An 18254-nucleotide genomic window follows, 5' to 3' on the forward strand; every position below is an offset into this window, starting at 1 on the left:
CATGATGCGCCTCCCCTTCAACACCGGCTGGACAGCATCGCCGTCGGTGGGCTTTTTCGAGTCGATCGCAGCAGGGGCGCCGGTCCCCAGAACCGTTCATCTACCCTACGATTTCCTCCGTCATGAAGAGCGCACCCCCGACGGCACCAGCCATACAGCGTTCTACCCCAGCGCCACCGTCCAGTACGTCAAACGCTTCGACGTCACCGAAGAGCAGCGGGCCCAGCGGCACGTAGTCGAATTTGACGGGGTTTACCGCGACGCTGTGGTCTACGTCAACGGCGAGCACGCGGGACAGTGCGCGAATGGTTACACAAGGTTTCACGTTCCGATCGACGCATACCTGCGCTACGGAAAAACCAACGAAATCAAGGTGGTAGCACGCTCCCACGCGGACTCCCGATGGTACAGCGGCGTAGGAATATACCGCGAGGTACACCTCCTGACTGGGCCGCTCCTGCATATCCATCATGACGGCGTACAGGTAAGTACACCCGACGTTGAAGACTGCAGGGCAATAGTTTCAGTCGCCACGACAATTGAAAATTCCAGCCCTACCACCCGAACTGTTGCCGTCCAGACCAAGGTCCTGGATGCAGCAGGAAGAGCTGTCGCCGCGGATCTGGCACCTGTCACGGTGCTCCCTGGCGAGAGCGAAGTGCTCCGACAGCGGCTCCTGGTTCTAGAGCCTCAGCTGTGGGACGTCGACAATCCTCATCTGTACGAGGCGGAAATTGCGCTGCTGGACGGCGGCATTGAGATCGACCGTAACAAAGCGGCATTCGGAATCCGAAAACTTCAACTTGACCCTCAATCGGGTTTGCGGATCAACGGCAAGCGGCTCAAACTTCGAGGTGCTTGCATCCATCACGACAATGGACTGCTCGGTGCAGCCGCCATTCGCCGCGCCGAGGAACGACGCATTGAGCTTTTGAAGTCCGCCGGTTTCAACGCAATCCGAAGCGCCCATAACCCTCTTAGCACGGCCATGCTGGACGCCTGCGACCGGCTTGGAATGCTGGTTATGGACGAAACCTTTGACATGTGGACGACATCAAAAACGGCAGACGATTATTCTCTCCGCTTCGCGGACTGGTGGGAACGTGACGTGGACGCGCTCGTACGCAAAGACTTCAACCACCCCAGCGTCATCATGTACTCGATCGGTAACGAAGTCACCGAAGCCGGTACGGGCATTGGTGCCCGGTGGGGACGCAAAATCGCCGAACGCATCAGGTCGCTGGATCCCTCCCGATACATCACCAACGCCGTAAATCCGGTACTTGCAGTAGCTGAAGAACTCGCCCGGCAGGAGAGGGAGTCAGCCGCGGAACCTGCCACAGGACCACTCAATGACAATGACCCTAACGCAGCCCTCGGCAACATGGATGACCAGATGAAGCAGCTGCTTGCATCGGAGCAAGTTGCCGGCATGACTGCGGAGTCCTTCGCAGCCTTGGATGTTGCAGGCCTGAACTATGCGGAGGCCCGCTATGCCCTCGACGCTGAGCGGTTCCCGAACCGGGTTATCGTTGGCACTGAAGCGTTCCCTTCTGCAATCGCGGAGAATTGGCCGCTTATCTCCGGTTTAAGCCACGTCATCGGAGAATTCACATGGACAGGGTGGGACTACCTTGGCGAAACCGGGCTGGGCCGAGTCAACTACGAACCGGAAGTCCAGAGCTCTGCCGCTCCCTATCCATGGCTGACAGCCTGGTGCGGGGACCTGGATATAACAGGTCATCGCCGTCCGATCTCGCACTACCGGGAACGCGTATACGGTCTTTCCGAACAGCCCTACATTGCGGTTCACCGCCCGCAACACTGCGGCCAAGCCAAATCCATGAGCGGCTGGACATGGAGTGATTCGATCGCATCGTGGACTTGGGACGTGGAACCAGGAACGCCAACCACGGTCGAGGTCTACAGCGTCGCCGCCGAGGTGGAACTCGTGGTCAATGGCCTGTCGTACGGACGCCGCCCTGCCGGCCCGGCACATGGATTTCTCGCAACTTTCGACGTTGATTGGCAACCCGGTGAAATCACTGCCATAGATTACGACGGGCAAACTGAGGTAGCGAGGGCAACATTGCGAACAGCGGCTGATGAAGTAGCCTTGCGAGCCTCTGCGGACCGTACCACGTTGGTAGCCGACGACGGCGACCTGGCGTACATCGATATCACGTTGGAGGACTGCAGCGGCGTCGTTGCCACCCAGCTAACTTCCGAAATCGTTGTCCACGTATCCGGAGCAGGGGGTTTGGAGGGGCTCGGAAATGCCAACCCCATCACGGATGAGCGGTACGACGGCACCAGGACATCCACGTTTGACGGTCGTGCCCTCGCAATCATTCGCCCGAGTGGACCAGGCGACATCACGGTGTCAATTACCTCCCGGAACTATGGGTCGGTGACCCTGTCGCTCCATGCCGCGGAATGTCAACGCTCATGAAACCTGACAGAGCAATGAGAGCCGGTTGCCCTCCATGCGTGGACAGCCCGGCTAGGAAAAGGACACCAGTTTGGAAGACGTCTACGAGCCTGATGCCACGGCGGATGACACAGCGCCTGATGGTTCGGCCTCGGTAGCCCGGATTAGTTTCCTTGGAAGATCTCCTGGCCGAGTCGCCTATCGGAACGCTGGAACCGCTCGACTTCGGCACTGCCAGCTGGGATGTGCTTTGGGGCGGTAGCCGGACCTTGGCGCACCGTAGTCGCCCCAGCCATGCTTGTTTTTCCCCACCCTCAACTGTTCGACCTACCCTGGGAGACGCTCAAAGGGACGATAACTGGCGGTTCACTCTGTGAGGCGGGCTTCCGGCAACTTCCAGCTGAAGAAGGCGCGCATAGCGCTGATCATGTCATGGGAGGGGTCGATGAGCCACTGGAGTTGGGTTCCGTCCCATGTGCCTATAAGCAAACGGCTCAGCAACTGGGGATCACGATCGTTGTGGATGCGGCCCTGCTGTTGGTCAAAGGCGAACGCTTGGGCCAGCTCTTCTATCTTCCGGCGATATCGGGCGACAAACCAGTCGTGGGCGGGATGGGTAGGAGCTGAGGATTCGGCCGCCAGGATGGCAAAAAGCCTGAGCAGTTCCGGGCGCTCCAGATTTGCCCGCACGCGGGCAAGGGTGGCGTTGGCGACACCGTGGTTGGTGCAGGCGGCTGCAAAATCGAAGATCTCGGTGCCGCTTGTCGTTTGGTCCGCACGTTCCAGCACCGCTTCGAGCAGTTCGTACTTGGTGCCAAAGTGGTGAACGATGCTGGTCAAGCTCAAATCGAGCTGTCGTGCGATGTCGCGCAGCGAGCCTCCCGTGTAGCCGTGCGTGGCAAAAACGGTTGTCGCCGCATCAAGTATGTCGATGGAGCGTTGGGCGGACTTCGCGTACGGACCGCGAACAGCGGCATTTTTGGTCATACCCGTGACCATAGCGGACCCCCTTCTCGGTGTCCCTTTAAGGCGGGTGAAATTCACCTAAAGAAAATGTAGCAGGCGTACAAATTTCAGTGTATTGTCCCAGTATGACACGGTGACTCGCAGTCGAGCCCGTCATGTTCAACAAGGAGGTCGGCATGAATAAAACAACACCACTCAGCAGACGAGGGCTCCTCGCCACGGCGGCAGTTGCCGCAATGATGCCCCTATTCGTCGGATGTTCCGCCGGCGGCGGCGGCGGCGCTGCAGCAGGGGAAAAGACGACGATTACCGTGATGACGGGAGCTCAGGATCTCACTGCGGAACTGATCGCGGATTTTGAGTCGAAGAACCCGGATATCAAGATCAACCACATTGCGAATGACCCGGCCCGCCTCAACACTATGCTCGCGGCCGGCAATCCGCCCGACATTGCTGTCGGCGGCGCCGTGGGCAGCGCGAACGTCAACGCCCGCGGGCTGGCTACGGACTTGACTCCGTTCCTGGAAAAGAGCTCTGTGTTGAAGGAAGATGATCTCCAGCCGGTGAATGACAGTTTCCGGTGGGACGGCAAGCAGAGCGGTAAGGGCCCGCTGTACGGCATCGTCAAGGACTGGAGCCAGGACAACACGCTCTGGTACAACACGGCACTTTTCGACAAGGCTGGTGTGCCGCACCTCAGTGAGACAGAGGCGGTGTCGTACGACGAACTCCTGAAGACCGCCAAGAAGCTGACGGTCAAGGAAGGGGGCACGAACGCGGTCCACGGGCTCGGCCTTGAATGGGGATGGAGCCTGTACGGTCCCATGACGGCCATGATCAAGCAACAGGGCGGAGAGTTGTACAACGACGATCTGACCAAGATCGACTTCACCTCACCGGAAGCTCAGAGGGCCTTCAAGTGGTATGTCGACTTCGCCCAGGCCGGGGTGGGTCCGACGTCCCTGAATCCGTTGCCTGATGCGGCGGACTTCTCGACGTTTGCAGCCGAACGGATGGCCATCACCCAGGACGGCTACTGGTTCGGCGGCAACTTCTCTGGTGCTGATGCGCTGAAGACGGTCAAGATGGCGCCTGCTCCTGTTATGGGTAATACGCGGGTTGCACCAACCTACTCCGGGCAGGGCTGGTGGATGCCTGAAAAGGCAAAGAACAAGGATGCAGCGTGGAAGCTGATGGAGTACTTCCTGGGCGGCGAACCGGCCGAAACGCGAGCCAAGAGCGGATGGGGTCTTCCTGCATTGAAGTCCCTCATGGAGAAGCTGCCGCAGGAGCTCCCATACCAGAAGAACGCCTATACGGTCGTGCAGAGCGAACTCAAGCACTCCTCTCCCCTTCCGGATTCCCCCTACATCCAGACCGATCTGGTGAACACCACGATCGATAAGTACCTGCAGCAGGCAATTAAGAACGAGCTCAGTGTCGAAAAGGCGTGCGCAGCGCTCACCGATGAACTCAACAACGCACTTGCCCAGGGCAAAGAGCAGATCGGCTAGGAAGAACCATGGCACGCAAGTGGACCCTTTATCCGAAGCGAACCTTTTATGCGTTCGTCGGGCCATGGGCAATAGGTTTCGTGCTTCTAACGGCGGCACCCATGGTTTACGGGTTCCTTGTGAGCCTGACGAACTTCGACGGCAGCTCGCCGCGCTGGAAGTGGGTCGGCCTCCGCAACTACGTAGAGCTGTTCAGTGATGGCGACGCGTGGGCGGCACTGTTGAGAACTCTGGCGTTCACCGCCATCGTGGTACCGCTCAGTGTTGCCGGCTCGCTCGGCCTGGCCGTTCTGATAAACGGGCGGCTGAGGGCAGTGGGATTGTGGCGAACCATCTTCTTCCTGCCCTCAGTCGTGCCCGTTGTCGCGATGGCGATCATGTGGAAGCTCGTATTCAATCGGGACTCCGGAGTCCTCAACGCCATCACGGGCCTCGTAGGGATCCCGGCGATCTCTTGGCTGAACGATCCGGTGGCGATATACGCCCTGGTCATCTTGATGCTCTGGGGCGTCGGCGGCGGCATGGTGATCATGCTTGCCGCACTGCAGGGCGTACCGGCGGAGCTTGAAGAGGCTGCCATCGTGGACGGCGCCGGTAAATGGACCGTTTTTCGACATGTAACGGTGCCAATGGTATCGCCGGTTTTGTTGTTCCAGGTGGTGACGGGGGTCATTGGTGCGTTGCAGATCCTCGTGCAACCGTTGCTCTTGACCCCCGCCAGCGGGATCGCCGGCGTGGGTGCCGTGCCGGAGAGCAATCGACTCTACATGGTGCAGGTCTATCAGGAGTTCTTCCTCAGCAATCGGTTCGGCTATGGTTCGGCGATGCTGTGGGTCTTCTTCCTCATCATCCTTGCACTCACCATGGTCCTGATGCGATCGAGCCGTTCATGGGTCCATTCTGAAGTCGACGCCGAGGCAGAAAACGAAGGAGCAACCCGATGACCGTCACCAAATCCGCCCACGTAGCCCAACCGCCTGTCACCGAACCACGCAGGCATACCACTGCGAAGAAAAGACGACAGCAGGGCATGACTTACGTTCTGCTTCTGGCACTCGCGGTCTTCTTCGTCGGCCCGTTCATCTGGCTGGTGCTTGCCGCGCTCAAGACACCGGCGGAATGGGGCTCCCTGCCGATTCAGATCCTGCCTGAGCAGGCGCAATGGAACAATTTCGTTCGCGCTGTCTCTGACATGAACTTCATGGCTTACGCCCTGAATTCGTTGTTCCTGGCGACGGTTTACTCCGTCCTCATTACGTTGTCCAGCGCCGCGGTGGGATTTGGATTTGCCCGGCTAAGAGCTCCCGGAAAGCGTGCACTTTTCTTTATTCTGCTGTCGACGATGATGATCCCCCAGATCCTGACGCTTCTGCCGACATACGTAATGTTCTCCCAAATTGGGCTGATCAATACTTACTGGCCATGGGTTCTCTGGGGACTCGCCGCGTCGCCATTTCTTGTGTTCCTGTTCCGGCAGTTCTTTGCGACCTTGCCTCGCTCGCTCGAGGAGGCGGCGATTCTTGACGGGGCCGGTTGGGCAAGAATCTTCGTCACGATATTCCTTCCCCTCTCCCGCCCTGTGCTGATCACATCGTTCCTCCTGTCCTTCACGGCCACATGGGGTGATTACATTGCACCGGCGCTCCTCCTTGACCTCGACCGCACCACCCTCGCTGTGGCCATCACCGCCTGGTACCAGGACCCGGCCGGAAACGTCATCCCGACGATCCAGGCAGCTGCGGCTGTCCTCTATATTCTGCCCGTACTGGTGATCTTCTTCTTTGCCCAGCGCTACTTCATCCAGTCTGCTGTCAGCTCGGGGGTCAAAGGCTGAACAGGGCCGCCAAAGTGTGGAGCTGATGGCGAACAGACATCTCTTCCCCTCGAGGGTTCGGAGGCAACGTTACCGCCCATCTTGCCGGAGGGTAGGCTGAGCCGGGTCCCACCCCTCAGGTAGCGGTTGCGGCCGCGCGACCGTAGACGTCACGTTAATCGGTCGTCCTTGTTCAGCGGCATCTGCGTGGCAAGAAGGGTACCCAAGACGTGGACGGCGAGTCACCACTGGCGGTCTCCTGTTGCCCGCCGCGCAGTGCGCGAGCGCGGTCCAGAACACCCGAGCCGCGGCCGTGGTGAGAGCCGACCGCGGGCAACGTTAGAGCTACGTCCAGACAAGGGCCTTCCAACCACGGAAGATTACTCTGCCTTAGCCCCACTTGGGGTTGGGACTATTGAAGGCCATAGGGGGCCCGGCGGGCACGTCAGGCTGGCCATCGGCAAATGCGAGGGGTGCTCCGGGTGCACGTCACCAGTTCGTACTTCTGAGAGTCGAGAATTTGCGCCGTCTCTTGCACGGAGCCCAAGCACCTGCATATGATGTGCACCACGCTGATAGCGCGCGCTAGTTCGCGTTGTGTCACCTTTTCAACGACAACGGAGTCCCATGTGGCGTCTAAAAAGATCCTTCCAAACCCGGCTTTTGAGCCAGCCGACCTCGTAACGGAGGAGTACATCTCTGAAGTGCTCGCCCCGGCACCGGATAGCTCCGCTGCAGCCGGCGGGGAACCGACCACCCGCGTAAGTGCGTGGTTCATGGTTGTCTACGCATTTACAAACTTCAGCATGTGCCTGGGCATCTTCATGCCCTCGCTGTTCAGCCTGGCCTACAAGGCGCAGCTGCTGTGGCCCGATACCAAAGCTGAGGTTCTCAGCGTGGTCGTGGGTGTCTCGGCGATCTTTGGTCTGGTCCTGGGGCCGATTGTCGGCGTCATGAGTGACCGGACTCGTCTTAGGTGGGGCCGCCGTCGGCCATACCTGGTAGCTGGTGTGCTGTTGTCAGGGGTTGGGTCCCTCATAATCTTCGTCGCCGACTCCGTGCCCGTCATGGTTGTTGGCGCATGCCTGGGCACCGTCGCAATCTGCTTGGTTGGAACCGCCGTCGGCGTGGTCATTGCCGAAAATGTTCCAGAAGTGCAGCGAGGAAAGATCGGAGCACTCGCGGGGGTATCGGGGCAGTTAGCCGGCGTCGGCGCCTTCCTGGGAGGCAGCATGCTGACCGGCAACCTCCTCCTCCTGTTCCTAGCGCCGACAATTGTCATTGCCATGGCCAGCGTCCTGTTCCTTTTCACCGTTCCCGACCGGCCCGCCGACCTCGAAAAATCAACTGCCCATCCCGGCATTATCGGCGTTTTACGGGATCTGGTCTTCGATCCACGCAAGCACCGGGACTTCTCACTGGTGTGGTTGGGCAAGTTCCTGCTTACAATCGGCATCCAGTTCTACGCCACGTACCAGTTCTTCTTCCTCCTCGACAGGCTGGGACTTACCCCCGAAGACGCGGGCGCAAAGATGGCGCTGCTGGGCGGGCTGAGCCTCTTGGTCACGATGGGCGGAGCAATCGGTTCCGGATTCCTCTCTGATCGGCTTCATCGGCGTAAGCCGTTCATTTACGCAGCTGTAATCCTCGTCGCAGGAGGATTGCTCCTGATGGCCTTCTCGACATCGTTTGAAGTGTTTGCCGCTGCCGGGCTGGTCCTGACCCTGGGCATAGGAATTTTCAGCACCGTCGACGTTGCCCTGGCCGGAGACTTGCTGCCAGACAAGGAGAACGGGGCAAGCCGGTGGATGAGTATCTACTGGATCTCAGCGAATCTTCCGACTGCCATCGCACCCGTCGTAGCGCCGGCGATCCTGCTCATCGGCAGCACGAAGGCCGACAACTACACAGTGCTTTACATCTTTGCGGCGCTTGCTGCTCTGGGTGCACTTATCTCCACGAAGGCAGTCCGCTCAGTGCGGTGACAAGCGGCTTCCAGGCATCGATAAAGGACCGAGCCAAATACCATCTACCAGCGGCGCTTCCCGCCAGTACGCGAAAGACCTTCCATGACTTCATCCACTCACTGGACCGCCAGGTTCATCGCGCCAGCCAACAACACCGGCGCTTCGACAGGCCACCACCTGGCACCTCTATTCCGGCGCAACTTCGTTGCTGGACCGGTGCGGCGTGCCGTGCTGCATGTGACGGCGTTGGGTTTCGTAGAGGCGTACCTTAACGGCCACCTCGTCGGTGATGAGGTTTTGGCACCGGGTTGGACCAGTTACGCGCACCGGCTCAACTACAGCACCTACGACGTCACCCATCTCATCGGCAACGGCACCAACACCCTGGGCGCGATCGTCGGCGAGGGCTGGGCGAGGGGTCGACTGGGCTGGGAAGGGCAAAGGGAGAACGTCTATGCTGCCCGCCCGGGCCTTTTCATGCAGCTCGAACTAGACTACGGCGACCGCACCGCAACCGTCGCCACAGACGCGGAGTTCGTTACCTCGCCCGGGCCTGTCGTTTCGGACAGCATCTATGACGGCGAGCACTATGACGCGCGCCTGGAGAAGCCCGGTTGGTCTACTCCCGGTTTTGACGCCTCAGGCTGGGCGCCCACAGAGGTTATGGAGTGGGACCTGAGTACCCTTGAAGCTCCAACAAAAGAGCCCGTGCGGCGCATGGAGGAGATTCCCGTCCAGCGGTTGATCACCACGCCATCAGGAAAAACCGTCGCTGACTTCGGCCAAAACCTGGTCGGCTGGGTCCGCATCAGCGTCGAGGGTGCGGCAGGCACTACCGTTACAATCCGCCATGCGGAGGCCCTTGAGGACGGGGAACTGGCTACCCGTCCGCTCCGCACCGCCAAGGCCACAGACTCCTATACCCTTCGGGGCGGCAGCCAGGAAATATGGGAACCCCGGTTTACGTTCCACGGGTTCCGGTACGTGGAAATCGAAGGTTACCCGGGTGCCCTGACACCGTCGGACCTGACTGCAGTGGTTATTCATACCGACATGACCCGGACCGGCTGGTTCGAAACCTCCAATCCGCTCCTCAACCAGTTGCACAGCAACATCGTGTGGTCCATGAAAAGCAACTTCGTCAGTCTTCCCACCGACTGTCCGCAGCGCGATGAACGCATGGGATGGACAGGGGACATCAATGTCTTCGGCCCGACCGCCGCGTACCTATACGACGTCCGGGGCGTCCTGGCGTCCTGGCTGCGGGACCTCGCCCTCGAACAACGGCACAAGGGCTACGTGCCTATGTTCATCCCCAACTTCCCCACACACGGGGATCCTAAAACCACCGCTGTCTGGTCCGACACCGCAGTTTTGCTGCCATGGACCCTGTACCAGGCCTACGGCGAGGAGCACATCCTCGCAGACGCCTATCCTTCGATGCATGACTACACAACCCAGGTCGAAGGGCTGATCAGCCCCAACGGCCTCTGGGATTCCGGGTTCCAGTTCGGCGACTGGCTGGATCCCGACGCCCCGCCGGAGTATCCCGGAGACGGCAAGACCGAACCGCATTTGGTGGCCACCGCCTATTTTTGCCGCGTCACCGAAGTGATGTCCCAGACAGCCGCCATCCTAGGACGCCAGGAGGACGAGAAAAAGTTCGCAGAACTTTCGGCCAAGGTGAAACAGGCCTTCCGCGACGAATACGTCGCTCCGTCCGGCCGGCTCGCCAACGGCTCCCCCACCGCCTACGCCCTGGCCATTACCTTCGACATCCTCGACGATGCACAGAGGGAACGGGCTGGGGAGATGCTCGCCGCGCTGGTCAGCAAGGCGAAATACACCATCTCCACCGGATTCGTCGGCACCCCGTTGCTGTGCGACGCCCTCACGCAGACCGGGCACCTGGACCATGCGTACAGGCTCCTGCTTCAGACTGCATGCCCGTCATTTCTGTACCCAGTCACTATGGGCGCGACTACCGTCTGGGAACGGTGGGACTCCATGCTTCCCAACGGCAAGGTCAATCCAGGCGGAATGACTTCCTTTAACCACTATGCGCTCGGCGCCGTCGCAGACTGGATGCACCGTACCGTCGCCGGCCTTGCACCGGCTGCACCAGGTTACAAACGCCTGCGCCTCGCTCCCCGGCCCGGCGGCGACCTTACCAGCGCTTCTACCCGGCACCTCACCCCCTATGGTGAGGCGCGGACCTCCTGGCAGATCAATGAGGATGGAACCTTCACCTTAGACGCGACAGTCCCCGAAGGCACGACCGCGCAAGTGGTCCTTCCGCTCCATCCGGGCAAGCTCGTCTTGGACGTTGGCCCCGGAACCCACCGCTGGCACTACCCACTGCTGGAGAAACCCAGGTACGGCCTGGATACGTCCTTCGGTGTCCTCGAAGAGGATCCGGTCCTTTGGGAAAGTTTCGCTGGGGTCTTCGCCACATACTTCCCCGGTGTCCCGCTGGACGCTGACAGCCCCGAAGCCCGAAGCACCACCATCAAGGACATGCTGAACATCATCCCGATCAGCCCGACAGGTTTCGTGGAGGCCATCGAGCAGGTACTGGAGGAAGCAAACGCCTCCTCCGCGTCCACTTTTTAATCCACAGCCCTATAGCGCCAAGCAACAAAGGAAACATTCAAAATGGAAAACTATGCCGCGTACCGCGATCCGTCACTTCCGGTCGAGGAACGTGTCAGCGACCTCTTGGGCCGGATGACGCTTGAGGAAAAGGCGGCCCAAACGGCTGCGCCTTTTGGGCCAGTAGTAGACGTGCATACCCCCCCTGAGGCGGGATGGGGTTGCGCCACGGCCGCGCTGTCTTTCCTAGGCGTGCCGCCGCGTGAAGCGGCGCTGGCAGCTAACGAGCTGCAGCGCAAGCATGTTGAGGACACGCGGCTTGGGATCCCCGTTCTGCTCGCGGAGGAAGCGCTGCTCGGCTTCAAAGTCCGGGATGCGGCGACCTTTCCTGACGCGATCGCCCAAGCAGCCACCTGGAATCCCGAGGTTGTGCGTGAGATGACTAACGTCATCGGAAAGCAGATGGCAGCCCTCGGTGTCCGTCAGGCCTTGTCACCGCTTGCTGATGTCGCGCGTGATCCCCGGTGGGGCCGGGTCGACGAAACATATGGAGAGGACCCCTACTTGGTAGGTTCCATGGCGACGGCGTTCGTTCAGGGACTTCAGGAGGCAGACCCGCAGGTCCCGCTGATTGCGACCCTGAAGCACTTCATTGGTTATAGCGCCAGCGACGGCGGCCGCAACGCCGAGCCGGCACAGCTTGGCGAGAGTGAGCTTCGTGAAGTTCATGGCGTCCCGTTTGAGATGGCGATCCGCGACGGCGGCGCGCGGGGCGTGATGCCCTCGTACAACGCAATCGATGGGGTGCCGGTCTCGGGTTCGAAGGCCTACCTGACGCACTTGCTGCGGGACCAGTTCGGTTTCGATGGCCTGGTGATTTCGGACCTCGGCGCGGTCTCCCAACTGCACCACAAACACTGCACTGCTGAAAACCCCGCTGAGGCACTCGCACAGGCCTTGCGAGCCGGCGTTGATCTGGAACTTGATAACAAGGTGTCGTCGGACCAGATTGTTGAAGCCGTCCAGACCGGCGTACTCGCCGAAGCTGACCTGGACCGCGCTGTTGCAAGTGTGCTCCGCGCCAAATTCCGAATCGGCCTGTTCGAGAAACCCTATGTCGACGTCGACGCCGTCCCGGAGACCCTCGATTCCGAAGACGAGCGGGCACTCACGCGCCGGATTGCTGAGCAGTCCATTGTCCTCCTGCAAAACAAGCCGGTCGAGGGAACACCACTGCTTCCACTTAGCTCCGCTGTGAAGAGCATAGCCGTCATCGGCCCTAATGCGGACCGGCCGATGGGTCAGCTGGGGCACTACAGTTACCACGTCCTGGACAGCGTGACTCGGCGCTTCAATCTCGCTGCTGATCCGACGGCGAACCCCGAGGACGTTGCCGAACTGGTCGGCAAGATGGGCCCGGATGATGCCAAGATGCTGGTGGAATCAGTGCCGATCGTTACCTTCCTGGAAGGCATCCGACGGCGCGCCGGAAAGAGCGTGAGCGTCCTTCACGAACCCGGTTGTCCTGTCGCCGCCGAGGACCGGTCAGGAATCGAAGCAGCAGTACAGGCCGCTGCCGGTGCCGACGTTGCTGTTCTCGTGGTCGGTGACCAGTCCGGCATCAACGGGTTCGGGACGGTAGGCGAAGGCCTCGACAGCACCGATTGCGCGCTCCCCGGGGTGCAGCGCGAACTCGTGGAAGCCGTCGTCGCCACGGGGACGCCGACTGTCGTGATCCTGAGCCACGGCCGCCCCTACGTGCTCAATTGGATGGCAGAAAAGGTACCCGCCATCGTTACGGCGTTTTTCGGTGGCGAGGAGGCCGGTAACGCCGCCGCATCGGTCCTCTTCGGAGACACTAATCCGGCCGGTCGGTTGCCCATCGCTTTCCTGCGTTCGGCCGGGGCAGCCCCGGTGCCGTACTGGCGCTCGTCCCAGGCTGGCCGTGCCTACGTTGACGGATCGGTAGCCGCGCTATTCCCATTCGGACATGGAATGAGCTACACCACCTTTGAATACCGCGATCTAAAAATAGAGACGACGGAGGTTCCCACCGACGGTGCGGTGCAGGTTTCCTTCACCGTGGCCAACGTAGGTAAACGTCCAGGAGATGAGGTTGTGCAGCTCTACGGGCAAGACGTTGTTGGGCGGACTGCCAGGCGTGGACCCACCCTCATCGGGTTCCGGCGCCTGCACCTGAAGCCGGGAGCAGGAGCACGGGTAACCATCGATGTCCCGACGAGCATGTTTGCACTATGGGACAAGACAGAGGGCTGGGTCGTGGAACCAGGACTCATCAAACTTTTCGTGGGGTCGTCCTCCGCAGCCATCCATCTACAAGGCGACGTCACGCTGACCGGAAAGGACCACCGGCCCGGGGACAACCGCGCGATGACCAGCACCGTGAGCGTCAGCGACAGCGACAAGCTTTTCACGTCAACCCGCGAATCCTCAGCCCAGAAGCTGTCGTCCACGAACACCGTCCGTGAATGGCTTGACCACCCGGTCGGCGGCACCCTCTTCCGCAAAGTTATCGGAGGGGGTACGGAGGTCGCGGAGGACACCCTCGAACGCGTCTTCAACGTCGAGTTGGGGCAACTCGTCGCCGTGAGCATGGGGCAATTTCCGCAGTCCATGCTCGATGAGCTCCTCGCATCGGTAGGAGGGACACCGCCCTCCGAGGAGAACCGGTAAGCTCCCAGCGGATCACCCGGCAACTTTTTCTGCAATACTCCGCGGCTCGCCCCACCTTCCCTGCACGGCCTCAGGCCGGCATTCCGGACCATCGGTGGGGCGGGCCTGCACTCCACGGCCTACCGCCGCTATGCCGGTAGACCGGGCAAAGGCGGGAATACCCTCACAGGGGATGCAACGAAGGGGACATCACCGCAAATGGCTGCATCAAATCATCGTGAAACCGCCGTGGGCGAATGATCTACCCAAAAGGACCAGACTTGAAGAACGAACTTCGCATCGGCGTACTGGGGGCAGCGAAAACTACCAAGAACAGTCTTATTCGGCCAGCTCATGAGGTCGACGGAGTCAGAGTTGCCGCGGTGGCAGCACGCAACCCGGAACGTGCGCGCAGGTACGCGGCTCGGCACGGCATTCCCCGGGTGCACGTTTCCTACGAAAATTTACTTGCCGATAAGACCCTCGATGCCGTTTACATTCCGCTGCCTGCCGCGATGCATGGACAGTGGACTATCGCCTCTTTGAATGCGGGCAAACACGTCCTCGTTGAGAAGCCTTTTGCCGCTAACGCTGAAGAGGCCCGATTCCTAACCGAAGCTGCCCACGGGCAAAGCCGGATAGTCATGGAGGCCCATCACTCGTGCCACCACCCGCTTATGAGCCGCGTCAAGGAAATTCTCAGCTCCGGAGACCTGGGTGCCATCAACACCGCAGACGCGAGCTTTTGCGTCACGATACCCCCCGGGCAGGACATTAGATGGAACCCCGCACTTGGCGGAGGCAGCCTGATGGACGTGGGATGTTACCCGCTCCGCTTGCTTCTGGACCTCTTTGGTCCTGAGCTGCCTACCGTCGAGTACGCAGCGGCAAAGACGCGGGGCGAGATCGACAGGTCCATGCGGGCTACCCTCAATTTCGGTGGCATCAAGGCCACCATCAACTGCGCCATCTGGTCCCCTCGCCTCTTTGCAGCCGACCTCACAGTGCATTGCGATCGAGGCCGGCTAAGGGTGAAAATGCCCTTCCACCCGCATGACGGAGCACGGATTGCCGTGGACGGGCCGGGCCTGTCCCTGCGCGAAGGAACAAGCGGACGCTCCAGCTACAGCTACCAACTCCAGGCATTCCGCGATGCTGTCCTTTACGGCGCGCCAACCCTGACCAGTCCGGCCGCAGCCAACGCAACAATGACCATCATCGACTCCATATACCTGGCGGCAGGTCTTCAGCCCCGCCAGCCCTACAGCGGCTCGGACACGTCCACAGTTTCTGGTTGCAGTGAACCCGTTACTAGCGCGCGCAAGTAGTTTCCGTTATCCTCTATGTAAGCCTGTGACGGCTGTCGGAGGGGCCCTGCGCCCTCTGCGAATGCCGAAGATTCAACGTTGAATAGGAGCACCCGCGTGCCTACCAAAATCCCAAAACCCTGCACTGCCCAAGTGGCGCCTCTGCTGTCAAGGGAGCGGCCATGACACCCACGGAGGTCGGCACACTAACGCTGCAGGAAAAAGCGTCACTTCTTTCCGGGGCGGGGATGTGGACAACCAAGTCACTTCCGGCGCACGGCATTCCAGAAGTCGTGCTCAATGACGGCCCCCACGGCCTAAGACACCAGACTGACCAAACCGATCACCTGGGTATTTATGACAGCACCCCCGCGACCTGTTTTCCACCGGCTGTAAGCGTCGGCTCTTCCTGGGACCCCGACATCGCAGCCCACATTGGTGCGGCAATCGGGCGCGAAGCACGCGCCCTGGGTGTTGCGGTCGTCCTGGGGCCAGGGGTGAACATAAAGCGGTCCCCCCTTTGCGGCCGCAACTTCGAGTACTTCTCCGAGGACCCACTGCTGTCCGGGGTATTGGCTACCTCCTACGTCCAGGCCCTGCAGAGGCAAGGGGTCGGGACCTCACTCAAGCACTTTGCCGCCAACAATCAGGAGACATGGCGCCTGTACGTCTCGGCTGAGGTCGACGAACGGACATTGCGGGAAATCTATCTGCCGGCCTTCGAGCGTGTAGTCACCGAGGCAAAACCTGCCACCGTGATGTGTGCCTACAACAAGATCAACGGCGTGTTCGCCTCCGAAAATCACTGGCTGCTCACCGAAGTGCTGCGCGAAGAGTGGGGTTTTGAGGGAGCCGTCGTATCTGACTGGGGGGCCGTGCACAACCGCGTCGCCGGAGTCCGAGCGGGCCTGGACCTGGAAATGCCCGGTGTTGACGGACAAACGGACGCAGAAGTAGTCGCCGCAGTACAGGCCGGTGAGTTGGATGAAGCACTCGTCGACGCTTCCGTCCGGCGTCTTCTGTCACTGACTGAGCTGCATCGTGAACCTTCCGGCGAAATTGACGTTGACGGGCACCATGCCCTCGTCCGCAAGCTCGCAGCCGACGGCATCGTTCTGCTGAAAAACGACGACGAGGTGCTCCCGCTGCGCGGAGGCCAAAAGGTGGCCGTGATTGGCTCGTTCGCCGAGGAACTGCGCTTCCAGGGCGGGGGAAGCTCCCATATCAACGCCGCACGCATCGATTCACCCGCTGACGAGCTGCGGACCCTCGCCACAACGGTCGGGGCAACCGTCGATGTCGCTCCAGGGTTTTCAATGCAGGCGTCGGATTCCCTCGCGGCAGTGCTGCGCGAAGAGGCTGTGAGCCTGGCAGCCACTGCCGACGTGGCCGTGGTTTTTGCGGGGTTGAATGAAGCCGACGAATCGGAATCCTTTGACCGCAAATCCATAGCTTTGCCCAGGGAGCAGGTAGACGTTATCCGTGCCGTCGCCGCCGCCAATCCCCGCACAGTGGTCGTGCTTTCAAATGGCGGCGTTGTGAGTCTGGAGGGATGGCACGACGAGGTTTCCGCTGTCCTTGAAGGGTGGCTCCTCGGACAGGCAGGCGGTGGAGCTCTTGCGGACGTTCTGTTCGGGGTAACCAATCCGTCCGGGCACCTGGCTGAAACGATTCCGCTGCGGCTCGAAGACAACCCTTCCTTCCTCAACTATCCCGGCGAGCAGGGTACCGTCCGATACGGCGAAGGGGTCATGGTTGGTTACCGCTACTACACAACGGTTGGCGCCCCGGTACGTTACCCGTTCGGGCATGGGCTTAGTTACACCACGTTCACGACGACCGACCTGGAGGTCGAGGTGACTGGCAATGAAGCTGCCCGGGTCGCACTAACAGTCACAAACACCGGGGACCGGTTCGGAAAGCATGTTGTACAGGTCTACGTGGCGACGGAGGCCGGCCCTGTCCGGCGTCCCATACGCGAGCTAAGGGCTTTCAAGAAGGTCGCGCTTGAGCCCGGTGCCTCTGTGAGGGTGGAATTGGAACTGGATTCTCTAGCTTTCGCCTTCTGGGATATAACGGCTAAACGCCGAGTTGTTGAGCCCGGGACCTACACCGTTCAAATCGGGCAAAATGCCGCAAAAATACTCGCTGAGACGTCAATCAAGCTGAACGGCGAGAAGGTTTCCCGGCCTCTCACCCTGAATTCCACCATGGGCGAATGGTTGGATCACCCTGCGGCCGGACCAATCGTGGCACAGCGCATTTCTGAGATGGTGGCTGATTCAGGGCAAAGCGGCGCTGCTGGTTCCGATCCTGATGCGTTCGAAAGACTGAGGGTCGTTACGTTGCGCGAGTTCGCAACGTACGCAAACCTACCGCAAGAGGCTCGGGAGGAACTGATGGGACTGGGTGGCGAGCCGTCGCGCATCTAAGCCTCCAGGCTCGCCAACCGAACTCGGCCACGTCTCACACCGGCGCACGGCCCTGTACCCGTGAGGGAGGGCAACTGGGCTTGCCATCCCTGCCCGCAGTCGGGCCCTCTAGGGTAGGCCCTGGCTTCCTAACACGCATCCGGTAGCCGGACGCTCTCAGCGTTCCCTATCTCGCGACTTTTTGCACAAAGGAGCACCATGCAACTGAAAAATAGAGTTCTCGTCGCCAGCGGTGCTGGCAACGGTGTCGGACGGCAGGTGGTCCTGGGGCTGCTTTCCCGGGGAGCTCGGGTCGCGCTCGTTGACTCATCAAGTCAGTGACAAAGATGCCGTAGCGGCCCTTCCCGACGTGGCAATGAAAGCGAAGGACGTCATCGCGCGACAGATGAAGTCGGGCTCTAATCCCGGTCGACGTAAGCAAGTCGCCTCCTGCAACATCTCCTAAGGAGATGAAGCGGCGTCCATTACACACTGCTCACGGCGTAACTCCCGAAAGCCAGCTTGCCGTTGGTTCTGCAGCTCCAAAATCTCCGGAACCTGGGGCCATTTCTTCAGCAAG

At 60.5% G+C, this 18254-nt stretch carries 10 protein-coding genes; 9 read left to right on the plus strand and 1 reads right to left on the minus strand.

Features of this window, described 5'->3' with window-relative positions:
- Position 1: 1 nt before the first annotated feature.
- Positions 2–2452, plus strand: coding sequence for a glycoside hydrolase family 2 TIM barrel-domain containing protein (locus ACFVYC_RS14880; protein ID WP_387551449.1), 2451 nt, complete (start codon positions 2–4; stop codon positions 2450–2452).
- A 345-nt stretch (positions 2453–2797) separates the two neighbouring features.
- Here the strand turns inward: ACFVYC_RS14880 and ACFVYC_RS14885 are convergent, their stop codons facing one another.
- On the minus strand, positions 2798–3418 hold the full coding sequence (locus ACFVYC_RS14885) for a TetR/AcrR family transcriptional regulator (protein WP_387551452.1): 621 nt from the start codon (positions 3416–3418) through the stop codon (positions 2798–2800).
- Positions 3419–3552: 134 nt separating this feature from the next.
- On the opposite strand from ACFVYC_RS14885, the gene ACFVYC_RS14890 reads away from it, so the two are divergent.
- The 8 genes from ACFVYC_RS14890 (at position 3553) to ACFVYC_RS14925 (ending at position 17695) form a co-directional block, all read left to right on the plus strand.
- Positions 3553–4911 carry an ABC transporter substrate-binding protein gene (locus tag ACFVYC_RS14890; protein ID WP_387551455.1) on the plus strand — a complete coding sequence of 453 codons (1359 nt, stop codon included), beginning with the start codon at positions 3553–3555 and terminating at the stop codon, positions 4909–4911.
- 8 nt (positions 4912–4919) lie between these two features.
- Complete coding sequence (locus ACFVYC_RS14895) at positions 4920–5855, plus strand: carbohydrate ABC transporter permease (RefSeq protein ID WP_387551458.1); 936 nt, start codon at positions 4920–4922, stop codon at positions 5853–5855.
- Complete coding sequence (locus ACFVYC_RS14900; protein ID WP_387551461.1) at positions 5852–6745, plus strand: carbohydrate ABC transporter permease; 894 nt, start codon at positions 5852–5854, stop codon at positions 6743–6745. Before ACFVYC_RS14895 ends, ACFVYC_RS14900 begins: the two co-directional genes overlap by 4 nt.
- A gap of 608 nt (positions 6746–7353) precedes the next feature.
- Positions 7354–8709 carry an MFS transporter gene (locus ACFVYC_RS14905; RefSeq protein ID WP_387551464.1) on the plus strand — a complete coding sequence of 452 codons (1356 nt, stop codon included), beginning with the start codon at positions 7354–7356 and terminating at the stop codon, positions 8707–8709.
- Between the two features lie 84 nt (positions 8710–8793).
- Entirely contained in the window at positions 8794–11304 is a 2511-nt protein-coding gene (locus tag ACFVYC_RS14910; protein WP_387551467.1) for a glycoside hydrolase family 78 protein, read from the plus strand.
- 42 nt (positions 11305–11346) lie between these two features.
- Positions 11347–13977, plus strand: coding sequence for a glycoside hydrolase family 3 N-terminal domain-containing protein (locus tag ACFVYC_RS14915; protein WP_387551469.1), 2631 nt, complete (start codon positions 11347–11349; stop codon positions 13975–13977).
- 260 nt (positions 13978–14237) lie between these two features.
- Positions 14238–15284, plus strand: coding sequence for a Gfo/Idh/MocA family protein (locus ACFVYC_RS14920; RefSeq protein ID WP_387551472.1), 1047 nt, complete (start codon positions 14238–14240; stop codon positions 15282–15284).
- Positions 15285–15445: 161 nt separating this feature from the next.
- Entirely contained in the window at positions 15446–17695 is a 2250-nt protein-coding gene (locus ACFVYC_RS14925; RefSeq protein ID WP_387551474.1) for a glycoside hydrolase family 3 C-terminal domain-containing protein, read from the plus strand.
- The last annotated feature ends 559 nt before the right edge of the window (positions 17696–18254 follow it).

The organism is Pseudarthrobacter sp. NPDC058329, assembly GCF_042879835.1.
Classification (GTDB): domain Bacteria; phylum Actinomycetota; class Actinomycetes; order Actinomycetales; family Micrococcaceae; genus Arthrobacter.

Bases quoted from the DNA above. Each gene is read 5' to 3' on its own strand.
- ACFVYC_RS14880 (WP_387551449.1), top strand. From the start codon at position 2: ATGATGCGCCTCCCCTTCAACACCGGCTGGACAGCATCGCCGTCGGTG.
- ACFVYC_RS14885 (WP_387551452.1), bottom strand. From the start codon at position 3,418: ATGACCAAAAATGCCGCTGTTCGCGGTCCGTACGCGAAGTCCGCCCAA.
- ACFVYC_RS14890 (WP_387551455.1), top strand. From the start codon at position 3,553: ATGTTCAACAAGGAGGTCGGCATGAATAAAACAACACCACTCAGCAGA.
- ACFVYC_RS14895 (WP_387551458.1), top strand. From the start codon at position 4,920: ATGGCACGCAAGTGGACCCTTTATCCGAAGCGAACCTTTTATGCGTTC.
- ACFVYC_RS14900 (WP_387551461.1), top strand. From the start codon at position 5,852: ATGACCGTCACCAAATCCGCCCACGTAGCCCAACCGCCTGTCACCGAA.
- ACFVYC_RS14910 (WP_387551467.1), top strand. From the start codon at position 8,794: ATGACTTCATCCACTCACTGGACCGCCAGGTTCATCGCGCCAGCCAAC.
- ACFVYC_RS14915 (WP_387551469.1), top strand. From the start codon at position 11,347: ATGGAAAACTATGCCGCGTACCGCGATCCGTCACTTCCGGTCGAGGAA.
- ACFVYC_RS14925 (WP_387551474.1), top strand. From the start codon at position 15,446: ATGACACCCACGGAGGTCGGCACACTAACGCTGCAGGAAAAAGCGTCA.